General features: G+C 70.3%; 20 protein-coding genes. 11 read left to right on the forward strand and 9 right to left on the reverse strand.

Annotated elements, in window-relative coordinates:
- The first annotated feature begins 203 nt into the window (after nt 1-203).
- Together LZ199_RS32120 and LZ199_RS32125 are read left to right on the forward strand one after the other, a co-directional pair.
- Nucleotides 204-1,058 (forward strand): lysophospholipid acyltransferase family protein, encoded by an 855-nt coding sequence (locus LZ199_RS32120; protein ID WP_253997569.1) that lies wholly within the window; start codon nt 204-206, stop codon nt 1,056-1,058.
- A 43-nt stretch (nt 1,059-1,101) separates the two neighbouring features.
- The gene (locus tag LZ199_RS32125; protein ID WP_253997570.1) at nt 1,102-2,025 is read left to right on the forward strand and encodes an SDR family oxidoreductase; all 924 of its coding nucleotides are present in this window, start codon (nt 1,102-1,104) and stop codon (nt 2,023-2,025) included.
- Nucleotides 2,026-2,498: 473 nt separating this feature from the next.
- Here LZ199_RS32125 and LZ199_RS32130 read toward each other — a convergent pair whose 3' ends face one another.
- Nucleotides 2,499-2,927: a hypothetical protein gene (locus tag LZ199_RS32130; RefSeq protein ID WP_253997571.1), complete on the reverse strand. Its 429-nt coding sequence runs from the start codon at nt 2,925-2,927 to the stop codon at nt 2,499-2,501.
- A 91-nt stretch (nt 2,928-3,018) separates the two neighbouring features.
- On the opposite strand from LZ199_RS32130, the gene LZ199_RS32135 reads away from it, so the two are divergent.
- Both LZ199_RS32135 and LZ199_RS32140 read left to right on the forward strand, forming a co-directional pair.
- Nucleotides 3,019-6,864, forward strand: coding sequence for a tetratricopeptide repeat protein (locus LZ199_RS32135; RefSeq protein WP_253997572.1), 3,846 nt, complete (start codon nt 3,019-3,021; stop codon nt 6,862-6,864).
- A 52-nt stretch (nt 6,865-6,916) separates the two neighbouring features.
- Nucleotides 6,917-7,246, forward strand: coding sequence for a hypothetical protein (locus tag LZ199_RS32140; protein WP_253997706.1), 330 nt, complete (start codon nt 6,917-6,919; stop codon nt 7,244-7,246).
- Between the two features lie 39 nt (nt 7,247-7,285).
- Here LZ199_RS32140 and LZ199_RS32145 read toward each other — a convergent pair whose 3' ends face one another.
- The 4 genes from LZ199_RS32145 to LZ199_RS32160 all read right to left on the reverse strand — a co-directional run bounded on the left by LZ199_RS32145 (nt 7,286) and on the right by LZ199_RS32160 (nt 11,073).
- Nucleotides 7,286-9,373 carry a RecQ family ATP-dependent DNA helicase gene (locus LZ199_RS32145; RefSeq protein WP_253997573.1) on the reverse strand — a complete coding sequence of 696 codons (2,088 nt, stop codon included), beginning with the start codon at nt 9,371-9,373 and terminating at the stop codon, nt 7,286-7,288.
- Nucleotides 9,374-9,413: 40 nt separating this feature from the next.
- Nucleotides 9,414-9,659, reverse strand: coding sequence for a DUF3006 domain-containing protein (locus LZ199_RS32150; RefSeq protein ID WP_253997574.1), 246 nt, complete (start codon nt 9,657-9,659; stop codon nt 9,414-9,416).
- Nucleotides 9,659-10,429, reverse strand: a complete 771-nt coding sequence (radC, locus tag LZ199_RS32155; protein WP_407667270.1) for a RadC family protein — start codon at nt 10,427-10,429, stop codon at nt 9,659-9,661. Before radC ends, LZ199_RS32150 begins: the two co-directional genes overlap by 1 nt.
- Before the next feature lie 185 nt (nt 10,430-10,614).
- Nucleotides 10,615-11,073 carry a cyclic nucleotide-binding domain-containing protein gene (locus LZ199_RS32160; protein WP_253997576.1) on the reverse strand — a complete coding sequence of 153 codons (459 nt, stop codon included), beginning with the start codon at nt 11,071-11,073 and terminating at the stop codon, nt 10,615-10,617.
- A gap of 77 nt (nt 11,074-11,150) precedes the next feature.
- Between LZ199_RS32160 and trxB the strand changes: the two genes are divergently transcribed.
- From trxB to LZ199_RS32180, 4 genes are all read left to right on the forward strand, one after another.
- A complete protein-coding gene (trxB, locus tag LZ199_RS32165; RefSeq protein ID WP_253997577.1) occupies nt 11,151-12,116 on the forward strand; it encodes a thioredoxin-disulfide reductase in 966 nt (321 codons plus the stop codon).
- A gap of 109 nt (nt 12,117-12,225) precedes the next feature.
- On the forward strand, nt 12,226-13,410 hold the full coding sequence (locus tag LZ199_RS32170; RefSeq protein WP_253997578.1) for a trans-sulfuration enzyme family protein: 1,185 nt from the start codon (nt 12,226-12,228) through the stop codon (nt 13,408-13,410).
- Entirely contained in the window at nt 13,407-13,895 is a 489-nt protein-coding gene (gene moaC / locus LZ199_RS32175) for a cyclic pyranopterin monophosphate synthase MoaC (protein ID WP_253997579.1), read from the forward strand. The genes LZ199_RS32170 and moaC overlap by 4 nt, the downstream gene beginning before the upstream one ends.
- Nucleotides 13,896-14,224: 329 nt before the next feature.
- On the forward strand, nt 14,225-14,491 hold the full coding sequence (locus tag LZ199_RS32180; protein ID WP_253997580.1) for a hypothetical protein: 267 nt from the start codon (nt 14,225-14,227) through the stop codon (nt 14,489-14,491).
- A 7-nt stretch (nt 14,492-14,498) separates the two neighbouring features.
- On the opposite strand, the gene LZ199_RS32185 is transcribed toward LZ199_RS32180, so the two are convergent.
- From LZ199_RS32185 to LZ199_RS32200, 4 genes are all read right to left on the reverse strand, one after another.
- Nucleotides 14,499-15,062, reverse strand: a complete 564-nt coding sequence (locus LZ199_RS32185; protein WP_253997581.1) for an NUDIX hydrolase — start codon at nt 15,060-15,062, stop codon at nt 14,499-14,501.
- Nucleotides 15,063-15,111: 49 nt separating this feature from the next.
- Complete coding sequence (locus LZ199_RS32190) at nt 15,112-15,936, reverse strand: SirB1 family protein (RefSeq protein WP_253997707.1); 825 nt, start codon at nt 15,934-15,936, stop codon at nt 15,112-15,114.
- 84 nt (nt 15,937-16,020) lie between these two features.
- On the reverse strand, nt 16,021-16,296 hold the full coding sequence (locus LZ199_RS32195; RefSeq protein ID WP_141649139.1) for a hypothetical protein: 276 nt from the start codon (nt 16,294-16,296) through the stop codon (nt 16,021-16,023).
- 8 nt (nt 16,297-16,304) lie between these two features.
- The gene (locus LZ199_RS32200; protein WP_253997582.1) at nt 16,305-17,879 is read right to left on the reverse strand and encodes a YiiX/YebB-like N1pC/P60 family cysteine hydrolase; all 1,575 of its coding nucleotides are present in this window, start codon (nt 17,877-17,879) and stop codon (nt 16,305-16,307) included.
- 194 nt (nt 17,880-18,073) lie between these two features.
- Here LZ199_RS32200 and LZ199_RS32205 point away from each other — a divergent pair, with 194 nt between their 5' ends.
- The 3 genes from LZ199_RS32205 (at nt 18,074) to LZ199_RS32215 (ending at nt 19,798) form a co-directional block, all read left to right on the forward strand.
- Nucleotides 18,074-18,391 carry a DUF2795 domain-containing protein gene (locus tag LZ199_RS32205; RefSeq protein WP_253997583.1) on the forward strand — a complete coding sequence of 106 codons (318 nt, stop codon included), beginning with the start codon at nt 18,074-18,076 and terminating at the stop codon, nt 18,389-18,391.
- 67 nt (nt 18,392-18,458) lie between these two features.
- Complete coding sequence (locus tag LZ199_RS32210) at nt 18,459-19,358, forward strand: hypothetical protein (protein ID WP_253997584.1); 900 nt, start codon at nt 18,459-18,461, stop codon at nt 19,356-19,358.
- The gene (locus tag LZ199_RS32215) at nt 19,355-19,798 is read left to right on the forward strand and encodes a CoA-binding protein (protein ID WP_253997585.1); all 444 of its coding nucleotides are present in this window, start codon (nt 19,355-19,357) and stop codon (nt 19,796-19,798) included. Before LZ199_RS32210 ends, LZ199_RS32215 begins: the two co-directional genes overlap by 4 nt.
- The last annotated feature ends 26 nt before the right edge of the window (nt 19,799-19,824 follow it).

Below are 19,824 nucleotides of genomic sequence, written 5' to 3' on the forward strand. Positions count from 1 at the left end.
CTCCCGCGTCCCGAGTGAGCGCGCTGAGTGTCGAGAAGTGGGCTTCCGCGCGGGCCCGGGCGACGACCTTGGAGGGCGGTGCACGGGAAGGCGTGGGGCAGGAGGGATTCGCATGGGACCGGGCCACTGACGTTACCCCGGATGGCCATCGCCCGGTTTCTCCACTCCCGGTACGGGGGGCGGTGGTGTAAAGAGCCAGGGATATGCTGGAGCGACTCGGCGACCGAGTGAAGAAGGGCCTGCGCGACTGGACCGACCGCCTGGCCAATGACGAGCAGAAGGAGCGGATGCAGGCGCTGGCTCGGCCGGGGAACGAGTACGGGGTGGACCCGTTCGGCTACAACCTCGACTTCAGCCTGTCGGCCGTGGCGCCCTTCCTGTGGCTCTACCGCAACTACTTCCGCGTGGAGACCTTCGGCATCGAGAAGGTCCCCGCCGGCCGCGTGCTGCTGGTGTCCAACCACTCCGGCCAGCTCCCTCTCGATGGCGCCATGATTGGCGTCTCGCTGATGCTGGAGGCCAGCCCGCCCCGCGCCATGCGCAGCATGGTGGAGAAGTGGGTGCCGTCGCTGCCGTACGTCTCCACCTTCATGGCGCGCATGGGCCAGATTGTCGGCACGCCGGAGAACTGCCGGCGGCTCTTGGAGTCCGACGAGGCCATCCTCGTGTTTCCGGAAGGACTGCGCGGCATCAACAAGCTGTGGCCCCAGCGCTACCAGCTCCAGGAGTTCGGCCTGGGCTTCATGCGCCTGGCGCTGGAGACGCGCACCCCCATTGTCCCCGTGGCCGTCGTCGGCGCCGAGGAGCAGGCCCCCGCGCTGATGGACCTCAAACCGGTGGCGAAGCTGCTCGGCTTCCCGTCCTTCCCCGTCACTCCCACGGGCCTGCCCTTCCCGCTGCCCACCAAGTACCGCATCTATTACGGCGACCCGATGCACTTCACGGGGCGCCCGGATGACGAGGACAGCGAGCTGGACAAGAAGGTCCGCACCGTCAAGGCCTCGATTCAGTCCATGCTCCACCAGGGGCTCAAGGAGCGTCGTGGGGTGTTCTGGTGAGCGCCCGCGTCCAACAAGCTGACGCTGTCATGAGGCTCGCACCATGAGACCGGCCGTCGTCGTCACGGGCATCAGCGGCAACCTCGGCCGCACCCTCGCCAAGCTCCTCCACAAGCACGAGCGCATCATCGGCATCGACCGGCGTCCCTTCGTGGGCCGGCCGAAAGACGTGGAGATGTACGAGCTGGACCTGCGCAAGAAGAAGGCGGAGGACGTCTTCCGCAAGAACGAGGTCCGCGCCGTCATCCACATGGGCATCATGCATGACCCGCGCATGAGCGAGGAGGAGCACCACTCCTTCAACGTCGTGGGCACCACGCGCCTGTTGGAGTACTGCGCGAAGTACGGCGTGAAGAAGGTCGTCGTGCTGTCCTCGGCCAACGTCTACGGACCCAGCCCGGACAACTCCAACTTCCTCACCGAGGACGCGCCGCTGATGGCGGCCAGCCGCTTCTCCGGCGTGCGGGACCTGATTGAAGTGGACATGCTCGCGCATGGCTTCTTCTGGAAGCACCCGCACATCGAGACGGTGATTCTGCGGCCCGTGCACATCGTCGGGCCCACCATCAAGAACGCGCCCTCCAACTACCTGCGCCTGCGCCACCCGTGGATGATGGCGGGCTTCGACCCGATGATTCAGCTCATCCACGTGGAGGACGTCGCGCGCGCCATGGTGGCGGCCCTCCGGCCCGAGCCCAAGGGCGTCTACAACATCGTCGGCCCCGGCGAGGTGCCCCTGTCCGCGGTCATGCGCGAATTGGGCAACTCCCCCATCCCCGTCCCACACCTCGTGGCCCGGCCCCTGTTGGGCATGCTCTTCAAGTACCGCATCGCCAACTTCCCGCCCCCGGAGCTGGACCACATCCAGTTCCTGTGCGCCGTGGACGGCAGCCGCTGGGTGCAGGACATGGCCTGGAAGCCCCACTACTCCATGCGCGAAACCATCCGCGCCGTGCAGGGCGAGTAGGGAAGGAAAGTCCGAGGGGTCCCTGACACGGCTGTCGTGCCTGGCACGACGCCGGAGGCTGGACCCTCTGACAGGAGTGTCAGCACCCCGACGGCCTGCCCCCCTCGTGGGGCGGTGGCCTCCAGTGCAAGCCCTTGAATCTCCATGACGGGCCCCGCGCGCCAGCCCCGGTGCGCGGAGTGGCATCGCCATTGCTCTAGGTTCCGGCGTCACCGCGCGGCGACGCGGGCCTGAACAACACCGTCGCCCCGCTCACATTTTAGGGCGCTCCATTGGGGAGCTCCCGACGCCCATCGACTCGGCCGGCCCCGAGCCGATGGGCGGATTCTTGTAGGGCACTCCATTGGGGAGTTCCCGACGCCCATCGACTCGGCCGGCCCCGAGCCGATGGGCGGATTCTTGTAGGGCGCTCCATTGGGGAGCTCCCGGCGCCCACCGCCTCGGCCGGCCCCGAGTCGGTGGGCGGTTTCTTTTCAGGGCAGTGGGTCCTTCAGCTCGTCCACGAAGGGCCCCGCGTCCTGCCGCTCCAGGAGCCACACGCCGTCCCGGAAGACGAACTCCGAGAGGACGACGGCGGTGTTCTCCGAGGCGGACGGCAGGCGCATCCACTGGATGCGGCTCTGCACCGTGGCGTGCGCCCCGTCCTCGGACAGCCGCACCTCCTCGATTTCGTAGTCGGTGATGGAGAGGTCCCGCTCGTCGTGGAGCTCCACGCGGGCGCGTGAGAAGGCCGCGCGGCGCTCCGGGACGAGGAGCCGGGAGGCGCTCCGGAAGTCCTTCCACCGGATGAGCTGGTGGAACTTGTCCACGGTGGGCTTGAGTTCTTCCAGGTCGGATTTCTTGGATACGGTTGCGCATCCCGACAGGGCGAGCGCGAGAAACAGGGCAGGCAGGCGATTCACGAGGGGGACGGTAGCATCCGGTGGCCGCCCCGGACGAGGGCGCGGTGGTATGGTCCGGCTCCCCGCCCGAGCACCGGAGTCGCAAGCCCACATGGCCAAGTCGATGGTGGAGCGTTACGAGCAGCTCCTCCGGCAGGACCCCACATCTTCCGTCTTCGTCGAACTGGCCAAGGCCCTGCTGGAAAAGGGGGATGCGGCACGCGCCATCGAAGTGTGTGAACAGGGCATCTCCCACCATCCGTCCTCGACGGTGGGACGCGTGCTCTGGGGCAAGGCGCTCATCCACCTGGGCCGTCCCGCCGAGGCGATGGAGCAGTTCGACCGCGCCATCGCCATCGAGAAGGACAACCCCTACGCCTACAACCTGATTGGCGAGGTGTTGTTGCAGCGCGGGCTGTACCGCTCGGCGCTGCCGCTTCTGCGCAAGGCGGTGGCGCTGCAGCCCAATGACGGCCGCGTGAAGCTGTGGCTGGAGCAGGCCCAGCAGGCCCTGGCCGGTGGACCGGCTCCCGTCTTCGCGGACCTGATGGGGCTGGAGAAGACCGCGCCGTCATCGGACGGTGAGGCCGAAGGTGAGGCGAAGGCCGAGGGCGACGAAGCGGATCCCGCGCCCGTGGCCGCGTCTCCCATGGCCGCCGCGAGGCTCCGTGCCGCCGCGCTCGGCGATACCGCGAAGGCAGCGACGGCTGCTGGCCCTGGTGCCGCGCGCAACGCGGGGGCTCGGGCCGCCGCGGACCTGGCGAGTGCCGCCGCGGCGGGTGGTCGAGCGAGCGCCGAGGGGGATGGGTCTTCCACGGAGGGCGTCGGTGCAACCGGTTCGGAGTCGGACGCCTCGGCGTCAGGGGGCGTGGCGGGCACGGAGCCCGCGAGTGCTCGAACCCGCTCCGGTGAGCATCCGGCCTCGTCCGCGACGGCGGCCGCGAGTGCTCGCACCCGCTCTGGTGAGCATCCGGCCGCGTCCACGAAGTCGGATTCGCTGGGGTTGATTGATCGTCCCTTGCCGGTGCTGCAGCCCACGTTGGGGGCCGAGCTTCCGAGCCTGGACCTGTCGTTGTCGGATGATGACGACGGTGTGGGGCCCTCGGGCCCCGGGTCCGAAGCAGGGGCGGGACGTGAGCCCGCTCTCGAGGCGTCGGAGGGGGCTGAGGCCTCTGGGCCATCCTCCGAGGACAGGGAGTCGGGGACCGCTTCGTCCGAGTCCGATGAAGAGGTGCTGCTGCGCTCCAGCGAGTTCACCACCGCGAAGCCGGTGATTCCCGCCGCTTCGTCCGAATCCGACGAGGAGGTGCTGCTGCGCTCCAGCGAGTTCACTACCGCGAAGCCGGTGATTCCCGCTGCTTCGCCGGGACTCCTGGGCGACCTGCCTCCGCCGGAGCCGACCGCGCAGAATCCCGTGGTGGCCCGCGCGCAGCAGCCCGCGACGCGGGGCTCGGGCTCAAAGCGCTCGTTGCTCGACGACCTTCCGGAGGCCTCCGAGTCCGCTGGGAGCGGCGCGAAGCCGAAGGCGGGACAGCCCAAGCAGGACACGGAAGCGCTCACCGCCGCCTACGAGAAGGAGCTCCGGCAGAAGCTGGCGCGCGAGGCCGCGAAGACGTCGTTCCTCAAGCGCAACGGGGTGAAGGTCGCGGGCGTGACGGCGCTGGCGATGGTGCTCATCACCATCGTCGTGGGCTTCCTCCGGATTCGCGCGGCCACCGGTGGCCAGACGCTGAACGAGGCGCTGGCCCGGGCCGAGGACCTCATCACCCAGGACACGCGCACCTCTCTGGATGGGGCGCTGCAGCAGCTCAATCGCGCGCTGGAGATGGACGAGGCGAGCAGCCGCGCCTGGGCCCTCACGGCCTGGACGCACGCGCTCCTCTTCGCGGACCACGGCATGTCGCCGGAGGACCGCACCAAGGCGCTGGAGGCGCTGGAGAAGCCGGGCGTGAAGGAGGCCGCGCCGGGACTGGTGCTCACCACCAACGTCCTCGTGGCCGATGACCGGGGACGGGAGCCCGCGCGCCGCGCACTGCTGGCTTCGACGGACGAGAGCACCGAGGCGCAGGCGCTCGCCGCGAGCCTGCTGCTGGCGGCGAAGGACGAGAAGAAGGCGCTGGAGCGGTTCGACCGCGCGCTGCGGACGTCACCCGCCAACGTGCGCGCCCTCGTTGCGTTGGGGGGCTACTACCTGGCGTCGGAGGACTTCCCGCACGCCATCGAGATGTTCGAGAAGGCGCGCACCAAGTCCCCCAAGCACCCGGTGGCCCGCATCGGCCAGGCGGAGGCCCGGCTCGCGTTGGAGCAGGAGCTGGACGTGTCGCTCGCGGACGTGGCGCCGCTGGCGGACGACAAGGAGCTTCCGGCGGCCCTCAAGTCGCGCCAGCAGCTGGTGCACGGGCGACTGCTGTCCGCCGTGGGCAAGCACGACGAGGCGCGCGCGCTGCTGGGCAAGGGCACGCAGGGGGCGCTGGCCTTCGACTTTCAACTCGCGCTGGGTGCCGCCAGTCGCGCCGCGGGGAAGCTGGACGCGGCGCAGTCGGCTTACGAGGCGGCCCTGAAGGTGCAACCCAAGAGCGACGAGGCCCGTGAAGGACTGGGCCGCACGCTGTTGGACAGGGACCGCGAGCGCGACGTGCTGACGCGCCTGGAGGCCGACAGTGGCCGCAAGGTGTCGCTGGTGCGCGGCGCGGCCTATGCGCGGCTCGGAGACTGGAAGCGCGCCCGCGCGGAGCTGGCCCGCACGCGGGTGAACGAGCGCTACCCTCCGGAGGCCGTGTCACTGCTGGCCCTGGCGGATGCCGCCGAGGGCAACGCGGCGCAGGCCCGCGAGCTGCTCGAGAAGGCGCTGGCCGCGTCCAAGCGCCCGCGCAATGACATGCGACTGGCGCTGGGGCAGGTGTACTGGCGCGAGCGCGCCTTCGACAAGGCGCAGGCCCAGTTCGAGGAGGCGCAGAAGGACCCTCGCGACTACGAGGCTTCGTGCTCCCTGGGACGGCTGCTCCTGTCGCGTGGCCTGCCGGACATGGCCCTCAAGCCGCTGACGCAGGCGGTGGAGCGCAACGGCTCGCACGGCGAGTCGCGCGACGCGTTGGGCCGCACGCTGCTGGCCATGGGGCGCACGCCCGAGGCCCTCAAGCAGTTCGAGACCTGGCAGCTCGACAACCCGGGCAGCGCCGCCGCGCACAAGGGCTTCGCGCTGGCGCTCTTCCATGCCGGACGTCGCAAGGAGGCGGAAGGGGCGGCGGGTCGCTCGGCGAAGCTCGCTCCCGACGACGCGGAGGCGCACCGGCTGCGCGCCGCCATCCTGTTCGCCTCGGGCGATGCCAAGGGCGGCTTCTCCGCGCTGGAGCGCGCCAACAAGCTGGACCCGAAGGACCCGGACACCTTCTGCGAGATTGCCCACGCCTTCCTGCGCCAGGGCAACGTGGACAACGCGGACGCGGCCTTCGCGGCGGCCCGGCGTGAGGGCTCCGATGCCACCTGTGGACGGGTGGGCGAGCTCTACGTGCAGCTCCCCAGTGGCGGCCGAGGGGCGGCCCGGACGCTGGAGGACCTGGCCTCGCGTGCGCCGACGGTCTGGGACAAGGCCTTCGCCCAGGCCGCCATGGCCCGCGTGCTGCTGGGCACTGGCGTGCTGAAGGACGCCCGGGCGGCGGCGGAGGAGGCGGTGCGGCTGGCGCCGTATCAGGGCCGCTCTCACCTGGCGCTGGGGCTGGTGGCGCTGAAGCAGCGGCAGGAGTCCGTGGCGAAGGCGTCGCTCTTGAAGGCGGTGGAGCTGGAGCCCACGGACGGCCCCGCGCACCTGGCGCTGGCGGACGTGCTGGTGCGCGAGTCGGCGGAGCTGTCCCGGGCGGTGGAGTCCTACGAAGCTTTTCTCCGGCTGGCGGGTGGCAGCGAGGAGGCGGGGCGCGTAAAGAAGGCGCTGCCGTCCCTCAAGAAGAAAGCGGCTCGTTAGCGTGCGCCAACCTCCCTCTGGCCCTGGGCCCGAGTCCCCGCTGCTGCGAATCATGTGGGGCAACGCCTTCCTGCTGTCGGCGCTCTACCTCCTGGTGGGCATCGTGGTGGAGGGCGCCCTGCGCCTGTTCCCCTCGAAGTTCCTCCAGCGCCTGTCGCTGTCGCTGGACTCGCTGCCGGCGCGCGCGCTGGAGCTGGTCGGCGCCATGGAGCCGCTGCGCACGGCCTTCTTCAACGGCCGCATCCCCGAGTACGGGGTGCGCCTCATCTTCGGCTTCACCACGGTGGTGGTCATCTTCCTGCTCGCCCTCGTGGTGGGCACCGTCATGGGCGGCCTGCGCTACCTCATCGCCCGGGGGATGCGCCGAGGCGGAGGCGCGTAGCCTCGTCGGCCTGGAGCCTCGGACGCCGCGGGGCCCGCGTCAGTTGATGCCCAGGGAGCGCCGGACGCGGGGCTTGCGCGCAGCCGCCATGGGGGCCGCCTGGGGCTCATGGCCTGCGGCGCGCGCCATCAAACAGATTTCCACCACCTTGGGGCCGAAGCGCTCCCAGCGGCTCTCGCCCGTGCCCTTCACCGTGAGGAAGGTCTCCCGGTCGATGGGGAGCGCCGCCGCCAGCCCGAGCAGCGTGGCGTCGTTGAAGATGATGAACGGCGCGACGCCCAGGTCCTTCGACAGTTCCTTGCGCCAGCGCCGCAGCTCCGTGGAGGCCAGCTCGCTGTAGTTCATCACCGGCTGTGCCGAGGCCGCCGTGCGGGCTCGGGACGCGGACGGTCCTCCCGACGAGAGGAGCACCGGCATCTTCGCGGGCGCGCACACGTCGCAGTTGCCGCAGGAGGTCTCCACGTCCTGCTGGCCGAAGTAGTGGAGCACGACGCCACGCCGGCAGCGCTGCTCCCGGTCCGCGTAGGCGTAGTCCGTCATTCGCCGCAGGAGCTGGAGGTTCTGCCGCTCCTGCTCCCGGACGTGGCTCAGGTCCATGCCCAGCTCGCGGAAGGGCAGCCGCGCCAGCGCCCGGATGGAGCGTCCGGAGAAGGGCCGGCGCACATTCACCACGCCTGACTTCTCCAGGAGGCCCAGCGCGTGTCTCGCGTCGTCCACCGACAGGCCCACGCGCCGCGCGAGGATGGTCAGCTCCGTGGTGACCTGCCGGCCCAGGGGAAACGTCTCCAGCAGCGACTTCAGGAGCCGCTGCGCGTCCGCCGCATGCGGGTGCGCGGCTGGCGCCTTCTCCGTCAGCGTCAGCCCGTGCTCGCCCTCGCCCCGTCCGCCGCGCTCCAGCTTCCCGGCCCGCTCGAAGATGCGCAGCGCCGCGGAGACCTCGAACTCGCTGGCGTTCACCATGCCCGCCAGCACGTGCACGCCCCGCTCGAACTCCTCCACGGACTGGAGCACGCCCCACGTGTCCGCGAGCACCGTCTCCGAAGGGTGGTTGCCCTGGATGAGCCGCTCCTGCGTGTACACGTCCGAGTGGTTGAACAGCAGCACCGCGCGCGCGTCGCCGCCATCCCGGCCCGCTCGGCCAATCTCCTGGTAGTACGCTTCCACCGCCCGGGGGATGTTGGCGTGCGCGACGAAGCGGATGTCCGACTTGTCGATGCCCATGCCGAACGCATTGGTGGCCACCGCCACCGCGTCCTTCGTGGACATGAAGGTGTCCTGCGCCCGCCTCCGCGCGTCGTCGTCCATGCCCGCGTGGTACAGCACCGCCTTCAGGCCCCGGCCGTGCAACTCCGCGAAGATGCCGTCCGCCGCGCGGCGCGTGGAGCAGTAGATGATGCCGCTGCCGCCCAGCGCCGCCAGCCGCGCGCAGGCCTCGTGACGGTCCGTGTCTCCGCCCACTTCCTGCTTGCCCAGGAAGAGGTTGGGCCGGTCGAACCCCATGGCGAACTCGCGGGGCTCCTTCATCAGCAGCACCCGGACGATGTCCGCGCGCACCTCCGGCGTGGCCGTCGCGGTGAGCGCCACCGTGCGCGGGGGACGCAGCTTCTTGCGCACCTGGCCCAGCTGCGCGTACTCCGGCCGGAAGTCGTGGCCCCACTGGGAGATGCAGTGCGCCTCGTCCACGGCGAGCAGGTCCACGCCCACGTCCAGGAGCGTCTGCACGAAGCTCGCGCTCCGGAAGCGCTCGGGCGCCACGTACAGGAGCTTGTACTCGCCCGCGCGCAGCCGGCGCATCCGCTCCGCCCGCTCCAGGTCCGACAGCGACGAGTTGATGAACGTGGCGCTGATGCCGCGCGCGGTGAGCTGCTCCACCTGGTCCTTCATCAACGCGATGAGCGGCGACACCACCAGCGTCAGCCCTGGCAGCAGCGTGGCCGGCAGCTGGTAGCACAGGCTCTTGCCCGCGCCCGTGGGCATCACCACCACCGTGTTGCGCCCGCTCAGCACGGTGGAGATGACCTCCGCCTGCCCGGGACGGAACTGCGTCAGTCCGAAGTGACGCACCAGGCCCTGCTGAGCTTCCTCGAAGTAGGGCAGGGCCAACGGCATCGCTCGCATGTTCACCATCCTGGACCGGCCGTCAACGGAAACGGCGCCCCGCCCCCCTTCACAGCTCCAGCCCCGGCGGTACGGGGGCGGCCAGGCGTGCTCGCTTCAGCGCCACCTCCAGCACTCGCAGCGCGGTGGCGTCCGGCTCCCTGCGTCCATCCACCACCACGTCGCCCTCGCGAGCGTCCACCGGCAGCTCCGCGCGCTCCACCGTGCAGGCCCGCCCGGTCTCCAGCCGCACCACCTGCGCCCGCGTGTCCTCCAGGAGCTCCACCTGCACCATCCCGACAAGGCACCCCGCCATCACCCACCTCCTCGCGCCACGTTCCATTCCCGTTTCGGCTCCCACTCCCCGTCCGGGAGCAGCCCCCGCTCCAGCATCGACACGAACGCCCCGTCTCCCACCACCAGGTGGTCCAGCACCTTGAGGTTGAGCAGCTTCGCCCCCGCGACGAGGTGCCGCGTCAGCCCCACGTCCTGGACGCTGGGCTCCGGGTCTCCCGAGGGGTGGTTGTGCGCCAGGACGATGGCCGTCGCGCGCGAGACGAGCGCCGCGGCGAACACCTCCCGGGGGTCCACCGGGCACGTGTTCAGCGTGCCCTCCGCCACCCGCGCGTCATGCACCAGCACGTTGCGCGCGTTGAAGCACAGCACGTGGAACACCTCCCGCCGCAGCGCCCCCATGACGGGCGTGAGGTACGCGTGAATCTCCCGGGGCGTGCGCAGCTTGGGACGCCGCTCCGGAGAGCGCTGGGCGCGACGGCCCAGCTCCAGCGCCGCGAGCACCTGCGCCGCCCGCCGCGGCCCCAGGCCCGGGATTCCCTTCAGCTCCACCGGCTCCGCCTGCAGCAGCGCCTTGAGGCCGCCACTGCGCCTCAGGAGCGTCCCGGCCGCCTCCAGCCCTCGCGAGCGCGCCGCCAGGCCCCACGCGACACACAGAAGCTCCGAGTCGGTGAGAGCCTGCGCCCCCAACCGGAAGAGCCGCTCCCGGGACTGCTCCATGCCCCCGGACGCGTGCACCCCCACCGACTCCTCGCCCACCGCTTCACCGCTCCCCGTCCACGCCCCGCCCATGCTCCACTCCATCCCGCCCACCTTCCCCGGGACGGTGCTTGAGCAAGGCGTGTGCCCGCTGTCGCTACCTGGGGCGCGGTGTGCCTACCCATCCCGGACTGCTCGAAAGCGGCCCGGCTTCCGGACGGACACCGGCACACCACGGCCCCTCTCGACAGGTGAGAGGCGGGCGGTGCGGGCTGGGGTCAGAAGCGGGAGATGGCGAAGAACGATTTGATCTTGTCGTTCGTCTCGCGGAGCCGTTCGCTCAGCGTCCGGACGAGCGTCCAGAGGAGGACGTAGGCCAGGTCCTTGTCGGTGAACATGAGCTGGTCCAGCTTGGACCTCTCCATGACCCACACCGAGCAGGAGATGTGGGCAATGGCGTCCGCCGAGCGGGGAGAGTCCTCGATAATCGCCATCTCGCCGAAGTACTGGCCGGCTTCCAGGATGGCGAGCGCCTCCTCGCCGATGCCCGGCACGGATTTGGAGATGCGGACCTTGCCCCGGGACACTACGAACATCTCATGGCCGGCCTCCCCCTCGCGGAAGAGGAAGGCGCCCGCCGGGTAGTCCCTGGTCTGGCCGAGTTGCGCCACCTTGGCGAGCTGGCCCTGGGTCAAACCCTCGAACAGCGCAACCTTCTTGAGGAGCTCGGCATCCATGAGGCCAGCTTCGTATCACGTGCCCGAGGGCCTCTGGTACCTTCGCGGCCTCAACGGAATAGAGGGAGGAGCCACCCGTGGCGGAGGAGAAAATCAACAAGGTGACCATCATCGGCTCGGGGCCTGCGGGTTACACCGCGGCCATCTATGCCGCGCGCGCCAACCTGGAGCCGGTGGTGTTCGCCGGCGGGCCCACGCTGGAGCATCCCCAGCGCGTGCCGGGCGGCCAGCTCATGGTGACCACGGACGTGGAGAACTACCCGGGCTTTCCGGAGGCCATCACCGGCCCTGAGCTGATGGACCGCTTCCAGAAGCAGGCGGAGCGCTTCGGCACGGTCATCCACATGGAGAACGTGGTGAAGGTGGACTTCAGCAAGCGCCCCTTCGTCATCGAAGGGGAGAGCATTGGTCGTGTCCTGTCGGAGACCGTCATCGTCTCCACCGGTGCCACGGCCAAGTGGCTGGGCGTCAAGGGCGAGGACACCTACAAGAACCGGGGTGTCTCCGCGTGTGCCACCTGTGACGGCGCGTTCTTCAAGAATCAGGAAGTGCTCGTCGTGGGCGGCGGTGACACGGCGATGGAGGAGGCCACGTACCTGGCGAAAATCGTCAAGCACGTCACCCTCGTCCACCGTCGCGACTCGCTGCGCGCGTCCAAGGTGATGCAGGAGCGCGCGCTCAACAACCCGAAGATTTCCTTCCTGTGGAACTCGGCGGTGGAGGAAGTCACCGGCAACGCGAAGGGAATGACGGGCGCGGTGGTGCGCAATCTGAAGACGGGCGACAGCCAGCTGCTCAACGCCACCGGCCTGTTCGTGGCCATTGGCCACACGCCGAACACGGAGCTGTTCCAGGGCATCCTGGAGACGCACCAGGGCGGCTACCTCAAGACGGTGCCGGGCAGCACCCGCACCAACATCCCCGGCGTGTTCGCTTGTGGTGACGTGCAGGACAGCTACTACCGTCAGGCCATCACCGCCGCCGGCACCGGCTGCATGGCGGCCATCGACGCGGAGCGCTGGTTGATTGAGCAGGGCGAGTAGCCCACCCGCCACCGCGTGACGCATGCTCCAGGCCGGCCCGTCTCCATGGCGGGCCGGCCTTTTTTTCGAGCCGGGCCCGAGCGCCGGGCAGGGACGGAACAGGACTCTCATGAGCACGAAGCAGAAGACGCTGGCGGTGCACGCGGGGACGCGGCTGACGGGCAGCAAGGCGGTGCCCGTCTCGCCCCCCATCTCCGTGTCGGCGGTGAGCTGGTTCGACAGCAGCGACGATTTGGACGGCGCGCTGGATGGCAAGGACTACGCCTATGCCCGCATCAGCGCTCCCAACACCACGCTGCTCGAGGAGGCGGTGGCCGCGCTGGAGGGCGCTGAGTCGTGCGTGGCCTATGCCAGTGGGATGGCCGCGCTGCGCTCGCTCTTCGAGGCCCAGGACTTCCGGCCCGGCGACAGGCTGGTGATGCCGGCGGACGGCTATGGCGTCACGCGCGCGCTCTACAAGAAGCTGTGCGCGGCGCTGGGAGTAGAACTGCATGCGCTGAAGCTGACGGACGCGGGGACGCAGGCGCGCATCCGCGAGCTGAAGCCGCGCCTGGTGCTGGCGGAGAGCATCAGCAATCCGCTCCTGCGCGTGGCGGACCTGTGCGGACTGGCGAAGGCGTGCCGGGACGTGGGCGCGGCCTTCGCGGTGGACGCGACGTTCCCCTCGCCCATGGGGCAGCGCGTGCTGGAGCTGGGCGCGGACTACGCGGTGCAGTCCACCAGCAAGTGGCTCAACGGACACAGCGACGCCTTGGGCGGGACGGTGAGCGGCGCTCGCTCGCGCATCGACGTGCTGCGCGCCGCGCGCATCCTGGCTGGCGACGTGCTGGGGCCGTTCGAGGCGTGGCTCACCCTGCGCGGCCTGCGCACCTTGCCGGTGCGGATGAAGGCCCATTCCGAGCACGCGGCGCACGTGGCGCGGCGGCTCGCGGAGTCGCCACTGTTGGAGCGAGTCATCTACCCGGGGCTGCCCTCGCATCCGGACCACGCGGTGGCTCGCGAGGTGCTCAAGGACGGCGGCCCCATGGTGTCCTTCGAAATCCGAGGTGCGGGTCGTCCCGAGGCCATGCGCTTCCTGGAGGCGCTGAAGGTGGGACGTCCGGGGCCTTCGCTCGGCGACGTGTGCACGCTGGTGATGCACGCGGCCAGCGCCAGCGCGCGCCGGCTGACGCCCGAGGAGCGCGAGGCGGCGGGGATTCGCGAGAGCCTCATCCGCGTGTCCGTGGGGCTGGAGGACCCGGACGACGTGGTGGAGGACCTGCTCCAGGCCGTGGCGCAGGGGGTGGGCCGGTGAAGATGGTGGATGTCGGCGCGAAGCCGAAGACGGAGCGCGTGGCGGTGGCCACCGGGCTGTTGCGCATGTTGCCCGCAACCCGGGAGCGCATCCTCGCGGGGAAGGTGGAGAAGGGGGACGTGCTCGCCGCGGCGAGGCTCGCGGGCATCATGGCCGCCAAGCGCACCCCGGACTTCATCCCGCTGTGCCATCCCATCGCGCTGTCCGGTGTCGAGGTGACGCTCGAGCCCGTGAAGGAGGGCCTGTCCGTCCGCGTGACGGTGCGGACGGTGGACCGCACGGGCGTGGAGATGGAGGCGCTGACGTCCGCGTGCGCGGCGGCGCTCACCGTCTATGACATGTGCAAGAGCGTGGACCGGGGCATGGTGCTGGAGGCCGTGCAGCTCGAGCACAAGTCCGGAGGCCGCTCGGGGACGTGGGAGCGGGAGTCAAAGAAGGACGGCGCCAAGGCCCCGTCGAGTCCCCGCAAGCGCGCGAAGGGTTGAGCGCGGCGGCTCTTGCGAGCGCGCATGGATCGGAGAGGCCCATGCCAGAAGCCCGCCGCCTCCCCGTTCCGTGCCTCGGAGGCGTGGCGAGGGAGGTGCTTCGTGCCGTGACGTCGAGCGCCTCCCTCCGCCCTGCGCAATGCCCGCCCGTTGAAGCGCGGCACGTGCGGGCTGCCCGGTGTCCATTTCAGGACGTGGACAGTGTGCTCCCGAGCACGGCCCTCCCTGAACTCGTGCCCTCCGGGGCTCCCGCTTGTCGGAGCCGTCGTCCAGATTGAGCACTCGCCACGTGCGCCCGGCAGGCGCGAGGGCGCAGAGGAGGTCCAAGGGTGCTCAACGTCAGGATGACCCACTCCACCCTGGGGTTCCTCGCCGTCGTGGTCAGCATGGGCTGCAGTCCCGGCTCCGGAGACGGTGACGGGCCGGAGTCGCCCACGCTCGTCGCGGAGGGCGTGCGCGCACGCTGCTCCCTGGAGGACTCGGGCCGCCGCTCCATCTCCAAGGACGCGAAGGGCTGCCGTCAAATCATGTTCGTCTGCGCCCCGGACGAGACGCCCTTCTTCGACGCGTGCGGCTGCGGCTGCGAGCGCAGATGATGGCCGGCTAGCGCTTCCCGCCCGCGTCCTCGCGCAGCTTCTCCAGGAAGAAGGCCCCCACCACGAGCGAGTGGGTGATGTGTCCCTCCAAGATGAGCCGAGGCACGTCCGCGCGCGGGTGCAGCTCCACGGCGATGTCCTCGGCCTCGTCCTGCCGGCCCGCATGGGCCTTCACGCAGTCCAACGCGAGGAAGCTGAAGCACCTGTTGTCCTGCAGCGCGGGATTGGGATGCACCCAACCCAGCGGCACCACGCGGCCCGCCACGTAGCCCGTCTCCTCCTCCAGCTCGCGCGCCGCCGCCACGGCCGGGTCCTCGCCCTCGTCCACCATGCCGCCGGGCACCTCCAGCGTGTCGGCGGCCACGCCGAAACGGAACTGGCGCACCAACACCAGCGAGTCCTCCGGCGTCACCGCGATGACGTTGACCCAGTCCGCGCAGTCCACCCGCACGCGCGGATGCTCCTGCTCCGTCCTCGGGTCCGCCCACTTGTCCTCGCGGACCGTCAGCACCTGATAGTCGTGCTCCAACCCGAGGCGCAGTCGCCGCCAGGGCTTCACCGTCTGGGACATGGATGACGCTCCGGGCCCCCCGAGACGAGCGAGGGCCTCGAGGGGTTTTTCAGTTGAGCAGCGAGGCGCGCTCACGCAGCTCGCGGGCCGTCATCTCCAGGCGGTCGCGGTCCGGCGCCTCCGGAGACAGCTCCAGGCACCGCTCCACGTCGCGCAGCGCCGCGCGGTACGCACCCAGGTTGGCCAGGAGCGCCGCGCGCGTGCGCAGCTCTCCCGGATGGTCCGGCGCCAAGAGCAGCAGCAGGTCCACCACCGCCAGCCCGCGCTCGCGGTCCTCGCGGCCCAGGTACACCCGCCGCAGGTTGGACAACATGCGGTAGGCAATCAGCTCCACCGGCGCCGGCGCCAGCATGGCCCGGTCGAACTTGAGCTGCGGAGCCACGCGCTTGAGCAGCTCCTCGCAGCCGTGCTCGGTGAGGATGTCGCCCTGGTGGAACGGGTCCATCACCAGCTTGTGGTCCCCGGCGTCGTGCGCGACGAGGAAGTGTCCGGGAAACGGCACTCCGTACAGGGGGATGCCCGCCCGGCGCGCGACTTCCAGATAGACGACGGACAGCGTTATCGGCAGGCCCAGCTTCCGCTCCAGCACCTGGTCCAGGAAGCTGTTCTCCGGCGAGTGGTAGTCGTCCTCGTTGCCGCGAAAGCCCTCGATGTCCGACAGCACGTGGCGCAGCGCTCGAAGGGGCGCGAGCGCCTCGCCCTTGTCCGTCATCCGCTCCGACTCCACCTGGACCCGACACGCCAGGACGTCCAGCACATGCAGACACGCGGGCGCGTCCAGCTCCGGCCTGTCCAACGTGGCGATGGCCAATGCGGCCAGGTCCAGACGCGGAGGCTCCGCGGCCAGCGCCGACACCAACCGTTCCCGGGCCAGCGGCGGGCTGAATCCTGTGGGGATGCTCACGGCGGCAACCACTAACCCACACCGGGCTGGACGGCAAAGGCAGGCGACCGAGCGTCAGAAGGTGGGCGGTGCATAGGGCAGCCTCCCCTTGATTTCCGCGCGCAGCCCCATTTGGGCCGAAATCAACCCCGCCAGGATTCCATCCTCGTACTCGAAAGTCGGGTGTTCCTTGAGTTCGGGGAAGTCATGGGGATTGCGCAGCTCCTCGGGGGTGAGGTTGGGCACGGCCTCGCGGGCCAGGCGAAGCACCTTGGCCTGTTGCTGCGAAATCATCCGCTCGAAGAGCTGGGCGGACAGCTCCAGCATGTCCTGGGCCACTTCTTCCGTCATGTGCGTGCCTACTCCTGGGCGATGTCCCACTTGGCTCGGCGGTAGCTGTAACGGAAAGCCGCCTCGTCCGCCTCTTTCGCGAGCCCCTCGCCCTCCCGGCCGTCCAGGAAGGCGACGAAGTCGAGCTGGCGGCTGTCGCGGCCGTGCTCGGCGTCGAAGAGGCGCACCAGCTCGTTGGCGGGCAGGGTGCGCCGGCCGACGACGTCCACCAGCGGCACGGCCAGGCCGCGCATCTCCTTCGAGGGCGCGTAGGACTTCCACACCAGCTCCGTGCACACCAGCGTCTGGTCGGAGAAGAAGTCGAAGTCGAAGTCATAGGGGCGGCCCTGGTATGCGAAGGCGCGGAGGATGGCGCGCGCCTTGTCCACGCGGGGCAGCCGGGGGCGCATGATGCCCAGGTAGTCCACGCGCATGCCGTGCTCCAGGCCGGTGAAGCTGACGCCCTCGCTGATGGACTCGATGATGCGGATGGGGTCGCCGTGCGAGTCCTTGCCGGAGTACTCGGCCCACTTGGCGGGGTACGCGCTCGCCAGGTGCGCGCTGAACGACGCGGGCTTGCCCGGGAGCGTGGCCACCCAGGCCTTCACGTCCGTGTCCTCGTCGAAGTACGCGGCCAGCTCCTGGGCTGTGCCCACGAAGAGCTCCGCGTGCGGCCAGAAGCCCGGCAGGCCGATGTTGGAGAGGTACCAGTTCTGCCGCGCCACCATGATGTCGCCCGGCTCCATCCGCTTGAGCACGCCCAGCGCCTGCTCGCGGGAGATGAGCGGCTGGCCGGTGCGGTGCACGCGGGTGTCGCCCATCCACTCGGCCACCGCGCGCTGCACGGGGAAGAAGGCGCGCTGGGTGGAGTCCTGGGTGACGTCGACGGCGGCCTTGGCGAACATGGTGGGGCCACGCTTGACGAGCAGCCCCTTGGCCACCTCGCTGTTGAGCTTCATCTCCTGCATCACCCAGGGCACGCGCGGGGCGTCCAGCGCGCCGGCCTTCACCAGCAGCGGACGGAGCTGCTCCTTGTACGTGTCCCCCGTGTAGAGCTGGGTGGTGGTGGCCACGTGGATGACCTTGTCCTTGAAGCGGGCGAAGGCGCGCGGGGGCACGCCGTACTCGGCGGAGGGCTCGTCCAGGAGGGTCTCCAGCTGCTTGCGGCCTCCGGTGAGCTCCGCGTAGGTGAGGCCGTGGGCCAGCTCCGTGGTGAGCGCGCCGTGGGTGAGCAGGAAGCCCCAGGCGTGCTTCTTGGGCTGGGTGAGGGAGGGCACCTTCACGAAGTCCCAGTAGCGCTGGCGGATGACCTCCGTGGAGACGAAGTAGTCGAAGAAGGTCGCCCACGTCGTGAGCAGCTGCTGCTTCTGGTCCGGCGTGTACGGCACGCTCTGCTTCTGGAGGTAGAGGGCGCGCGACTGCTTCACCTCGTCCTGGAGCCGGCGCAGGCCGCGGGTGTAGCGCTCCAGCTGCTCCAGGTCAGCCTGGGCCTGGTCGATGAAGGCGTCATCGTCGAGGGCATAGACGCTCTTGGGGGCGGCGGTCGGCGTGGCCGGCGTGCTGGCGAACACCAGCCAGGCGAGCAGCAAGGGGGCGGCGGACATGGGCGGGGCTCCGGGCGACAGGGGCGGCGGGCGGGGACTCTACCTCGGGAGGTGCCAGGGCGGCTGGCCCCCTGGCCGGCCAGGGGAGGGGAGGGGGACGGCCGGGTGGTCTGGCGCGGGCGCCGTCCCCAGATTCCTCGTACCCCAGTGATGCACGCCCGGGCCTCACGGGCCGGGCAGAAAGGCAGCCGCAGATGGCATTCGGAACCGCGGAAGACCCCGGGCTCTCCATCACCCCTCACATCGACTCGGTGGACTACCCGGCGACGCGGGAGGAGCTCGTGGAGTCCGCCGAGGATGGCGGGGCCACCGTCGACATCATCAACGTCCTCAAGTGCCTGCCGAACACCGAGTACGCGTCGCGCGAGGCCGTGATGCGAGATCTGGCGGAGGCGGCGAGGCGCTTCTCCCAGGGCGGACTCCCCGACGATGACGGCGTGCGCAGAGACAGGCGCAACATCGGCCGGGATTTGGTGGAGAACGCGCCCGACGGCAGCACGCGGCACCCCTGAGGTCCGGACCTTGGAATCGAGGAAGCGCTCGCGGGCGCTGGCCGTTTCTGCCAGCGTTCGCGGGCGCATGCGTCCAGGACTCCTGCTGAGCTGTCTCGTGCTGTCGCTGACATCCGCCTGTCGGAAGCCGTCCCCGCTGCGGGTGCCCGTGCCCACGGTGACGCCCCGGGTGCGCGTGACGTTCCAACCCCCGGTCGACCGGGTCCTCACCGAGTCCCAGCGCGGCGTCCGCGTCGTCGAGCAGGCGGGCGGCGTGGTGCGCGAGGAGGCGGAGCTGACCACCGAGTCCCGCTTCACCCCGAACGAGGGCGGCTGGCTGCTCACGCAGTCGGTGTCGCACGCGAAGCAGTCGCGCGCCGGGGTGGAGGTGGAGGGCTGGGTGGATGACGTGCTCCTGCGCTTCGCGCTGAGGCTGCAGCTGGCGGCGGACGGTACCTTCGTGAAGCTGGTGTCTCCCGAGGCCGCGGCGGAGGCGGTGCGGCAGTCGGTGCCGGCGGGCGTGGACGCGAAGCCGCTCCTTCGCTTCTTCGGCGCGGAGGCGCTGGAGGGCCGCACGCGGCGCGAGTGGGAGGCGAAGTTCGGCGGCCTGTTCCAGCGCCATCTGTCGGAGGGACAACGCACCTGGGCGGTGGACTGGCTGCCGGTGGGCGACACGCAGGTGGCCTATGTGCTGGAGCGCACCGTGCAGGGCACGCGGGACACGGAGTACGGTGACGCGGTGGTGCTGAGCCTGCGGTGTTTGGACGCGGTGCCGGAGGATGCGCCGGACGAGCTGTCGGATGCGTGGGTGGCGGCGGGGCGGCCGGAGCTGACGCCGGGCGTGACGTGCCAGGGTGAGCAGGTGATGGCGTACGGCCGCTTCGTGCCGGTGAGCCGCGAGCTCACGGTGAAGGCGCGGGTGGACGGGGCGGCGTGGACGGTGACGATGGAATCGCGAGCACAGGGGCTTCAAGAGGAGGCGCGATGAGCTGGGAAGAGAACCTCATCAGGGACGAAGCGGGCGTGGAGCGCGTGGTGAAGAGCGCGCGGCGCGTGGCGGTGCTGGGCATCAAGACGGAGCAGCAGTCGGGGCAGCCCGCCTTCTACGTGCCGGACTATCTGGCGAGCGCGGGCGTGGAGGTGGTGCCCGTGCCCGTCTACTACCCGGACGTGACGCACATCCTCGGCAAGCCGGTGTTCCGCCGGGTGGCGGACGTTCCGGGCGAGGTGGACCTGGTGGACGTCTTCCGACGGCCGCAGGACATCGACGCGCACGTGGACGACATCATCGCCAAGAAGCCGAAGGCGGTGTGGTTCCAGTCCGGCATCCGCAACGACGCGGCGGCGGAGAAGCTGGCGCGCGCGGGCATCCAGGTGGTGCAGGACCGCTGCCTGATGGTGGACCACCGCCGCTACGGCGGGCGCTGAAGGCCGAGCGCGCCCGCGAGCTTCAG

The organism is Myxococcus qinghaiensis (assembly GCF_024198215.1).
In the GTDB taxonomy this organism is placed as follows: domain Bacteria; phylum Myxococcota; class Myxococcia; order Myxococcales; family Myxococcaceae; genus Myxococcus; species Myxococcus qinghaiensis.

Excerpts from the sequence above, each read along its gene's own strand:
- LZ199_RS32125 (WP_253997570.1), top strand. The coding sequence starts at position 1,102 with ATGAGACCGGCCGTCGTCGTCACGGGCATCAGCGGCAACCTCGGCCGC.
- LZ199_RS32140 (WP_253997706.1), top strand. The coding sequence starts at position 6,917 with ATGTGGGGCAACGCCTTCCTGCTGTCGGCGCTCTACCTCCTGGTGGGC.
- LZ199_RS32200 (WP_253997582.1), bottom strand. The coding sequence starts at position 17,879 with ATGTCCGCCGCCCCCTTGCTGCTCGCCTGGCTGGTGTTCGCCAGCACG.
- LZ199_RS32205 (WP_253997583.1), top strand. The coding sequence starts at position 18,074 with ATGGCATTCGGAACCGCGGAAGACCCCGGGCTCTCCATCACCCCTCAC.
- LZ199_RS32210 (WP_253997584.1), top strand. The coding sequence starts at position 18,459 with ATGCGTCCAGGACTCCTGCTGAGCTGTCTCGTGCTGTCGCTGACATCC.
- LZ199_RS32215 (WP_253997585.1), top strand. The coding sequence starts at position 19,355 with ATGAGCTGGGAAGAGAACCTCATCAGGGACGAAGCGGGCGTGGAGCGC.
- LZ199_RS32195 (WP_141649139.1), bottom strand. The coding sequence starts at position 16,296 with ATGACGGAAGAAGTGGCCCAGGACATGCTGGAGCTGTCCGCCCAGCTC.
- LZ199_RS32160 (WP_253997576.1), bottom strand. The coding sequence starts at position 11,073 with ATGGATGCCGAGCTCCTCAAGAAGGTTGCGCTGTTCGAGGGTTTGACC.
- LZ199_RS32145 (WP_253997573.1), bottom strand. The coding sequence starts at position 9,373 with ATGGTGAACATGCGAGCGATGCCGTTGGCCCTGCCCTACTTCGAGGAA.
- LZ199_RS32135 (WP_253997572.1), top strand. The coding sequence starts at position 3,019 with ATGGCCAAGTCGATGGTGGAGCGTTACGAGCAGCTCCTCCGGCAGGAC.
- LZ199_RS32185 (WP_253997581.1), bottom strand. The coding sequence starts at position 15,062 with ATGTCCCAGACGGTGAAGCCCTGGCGGCGACTGCGCCTCGGGTTGGAG.
- radC (WP_407667270.1), bottom strand. The coding sequence starts at position 10,429 with ATGGGCGGGGCGTGGACGGGGAGCGGTGAAGCGGTGGGCGAGGAGTCG.
- LZ199_RS32170 (WP_253997578.1), top strand. The coding sequence starts at position 12,226 with ATGAGCACGAAGCAGAAGACGCTGGCGGTGCACGCGGGGACGCGGCTG.
- LZ199_RS32150 (WP_253997574.1), bottom strand. The coding sequence starts at position 9,659 with ATGGCGGGGTGCCTTGTCGGGATGGTGCAGGTGGAGCTCCTGGAGGAC.
- LZ199_RS32120 (WP_253997569.1), top strand. The coding sequence starts at position 204 with ATGCTGGAGCGACTCGGCGACCGAGTGAAGAAGGGCCTGCGCGACTGG.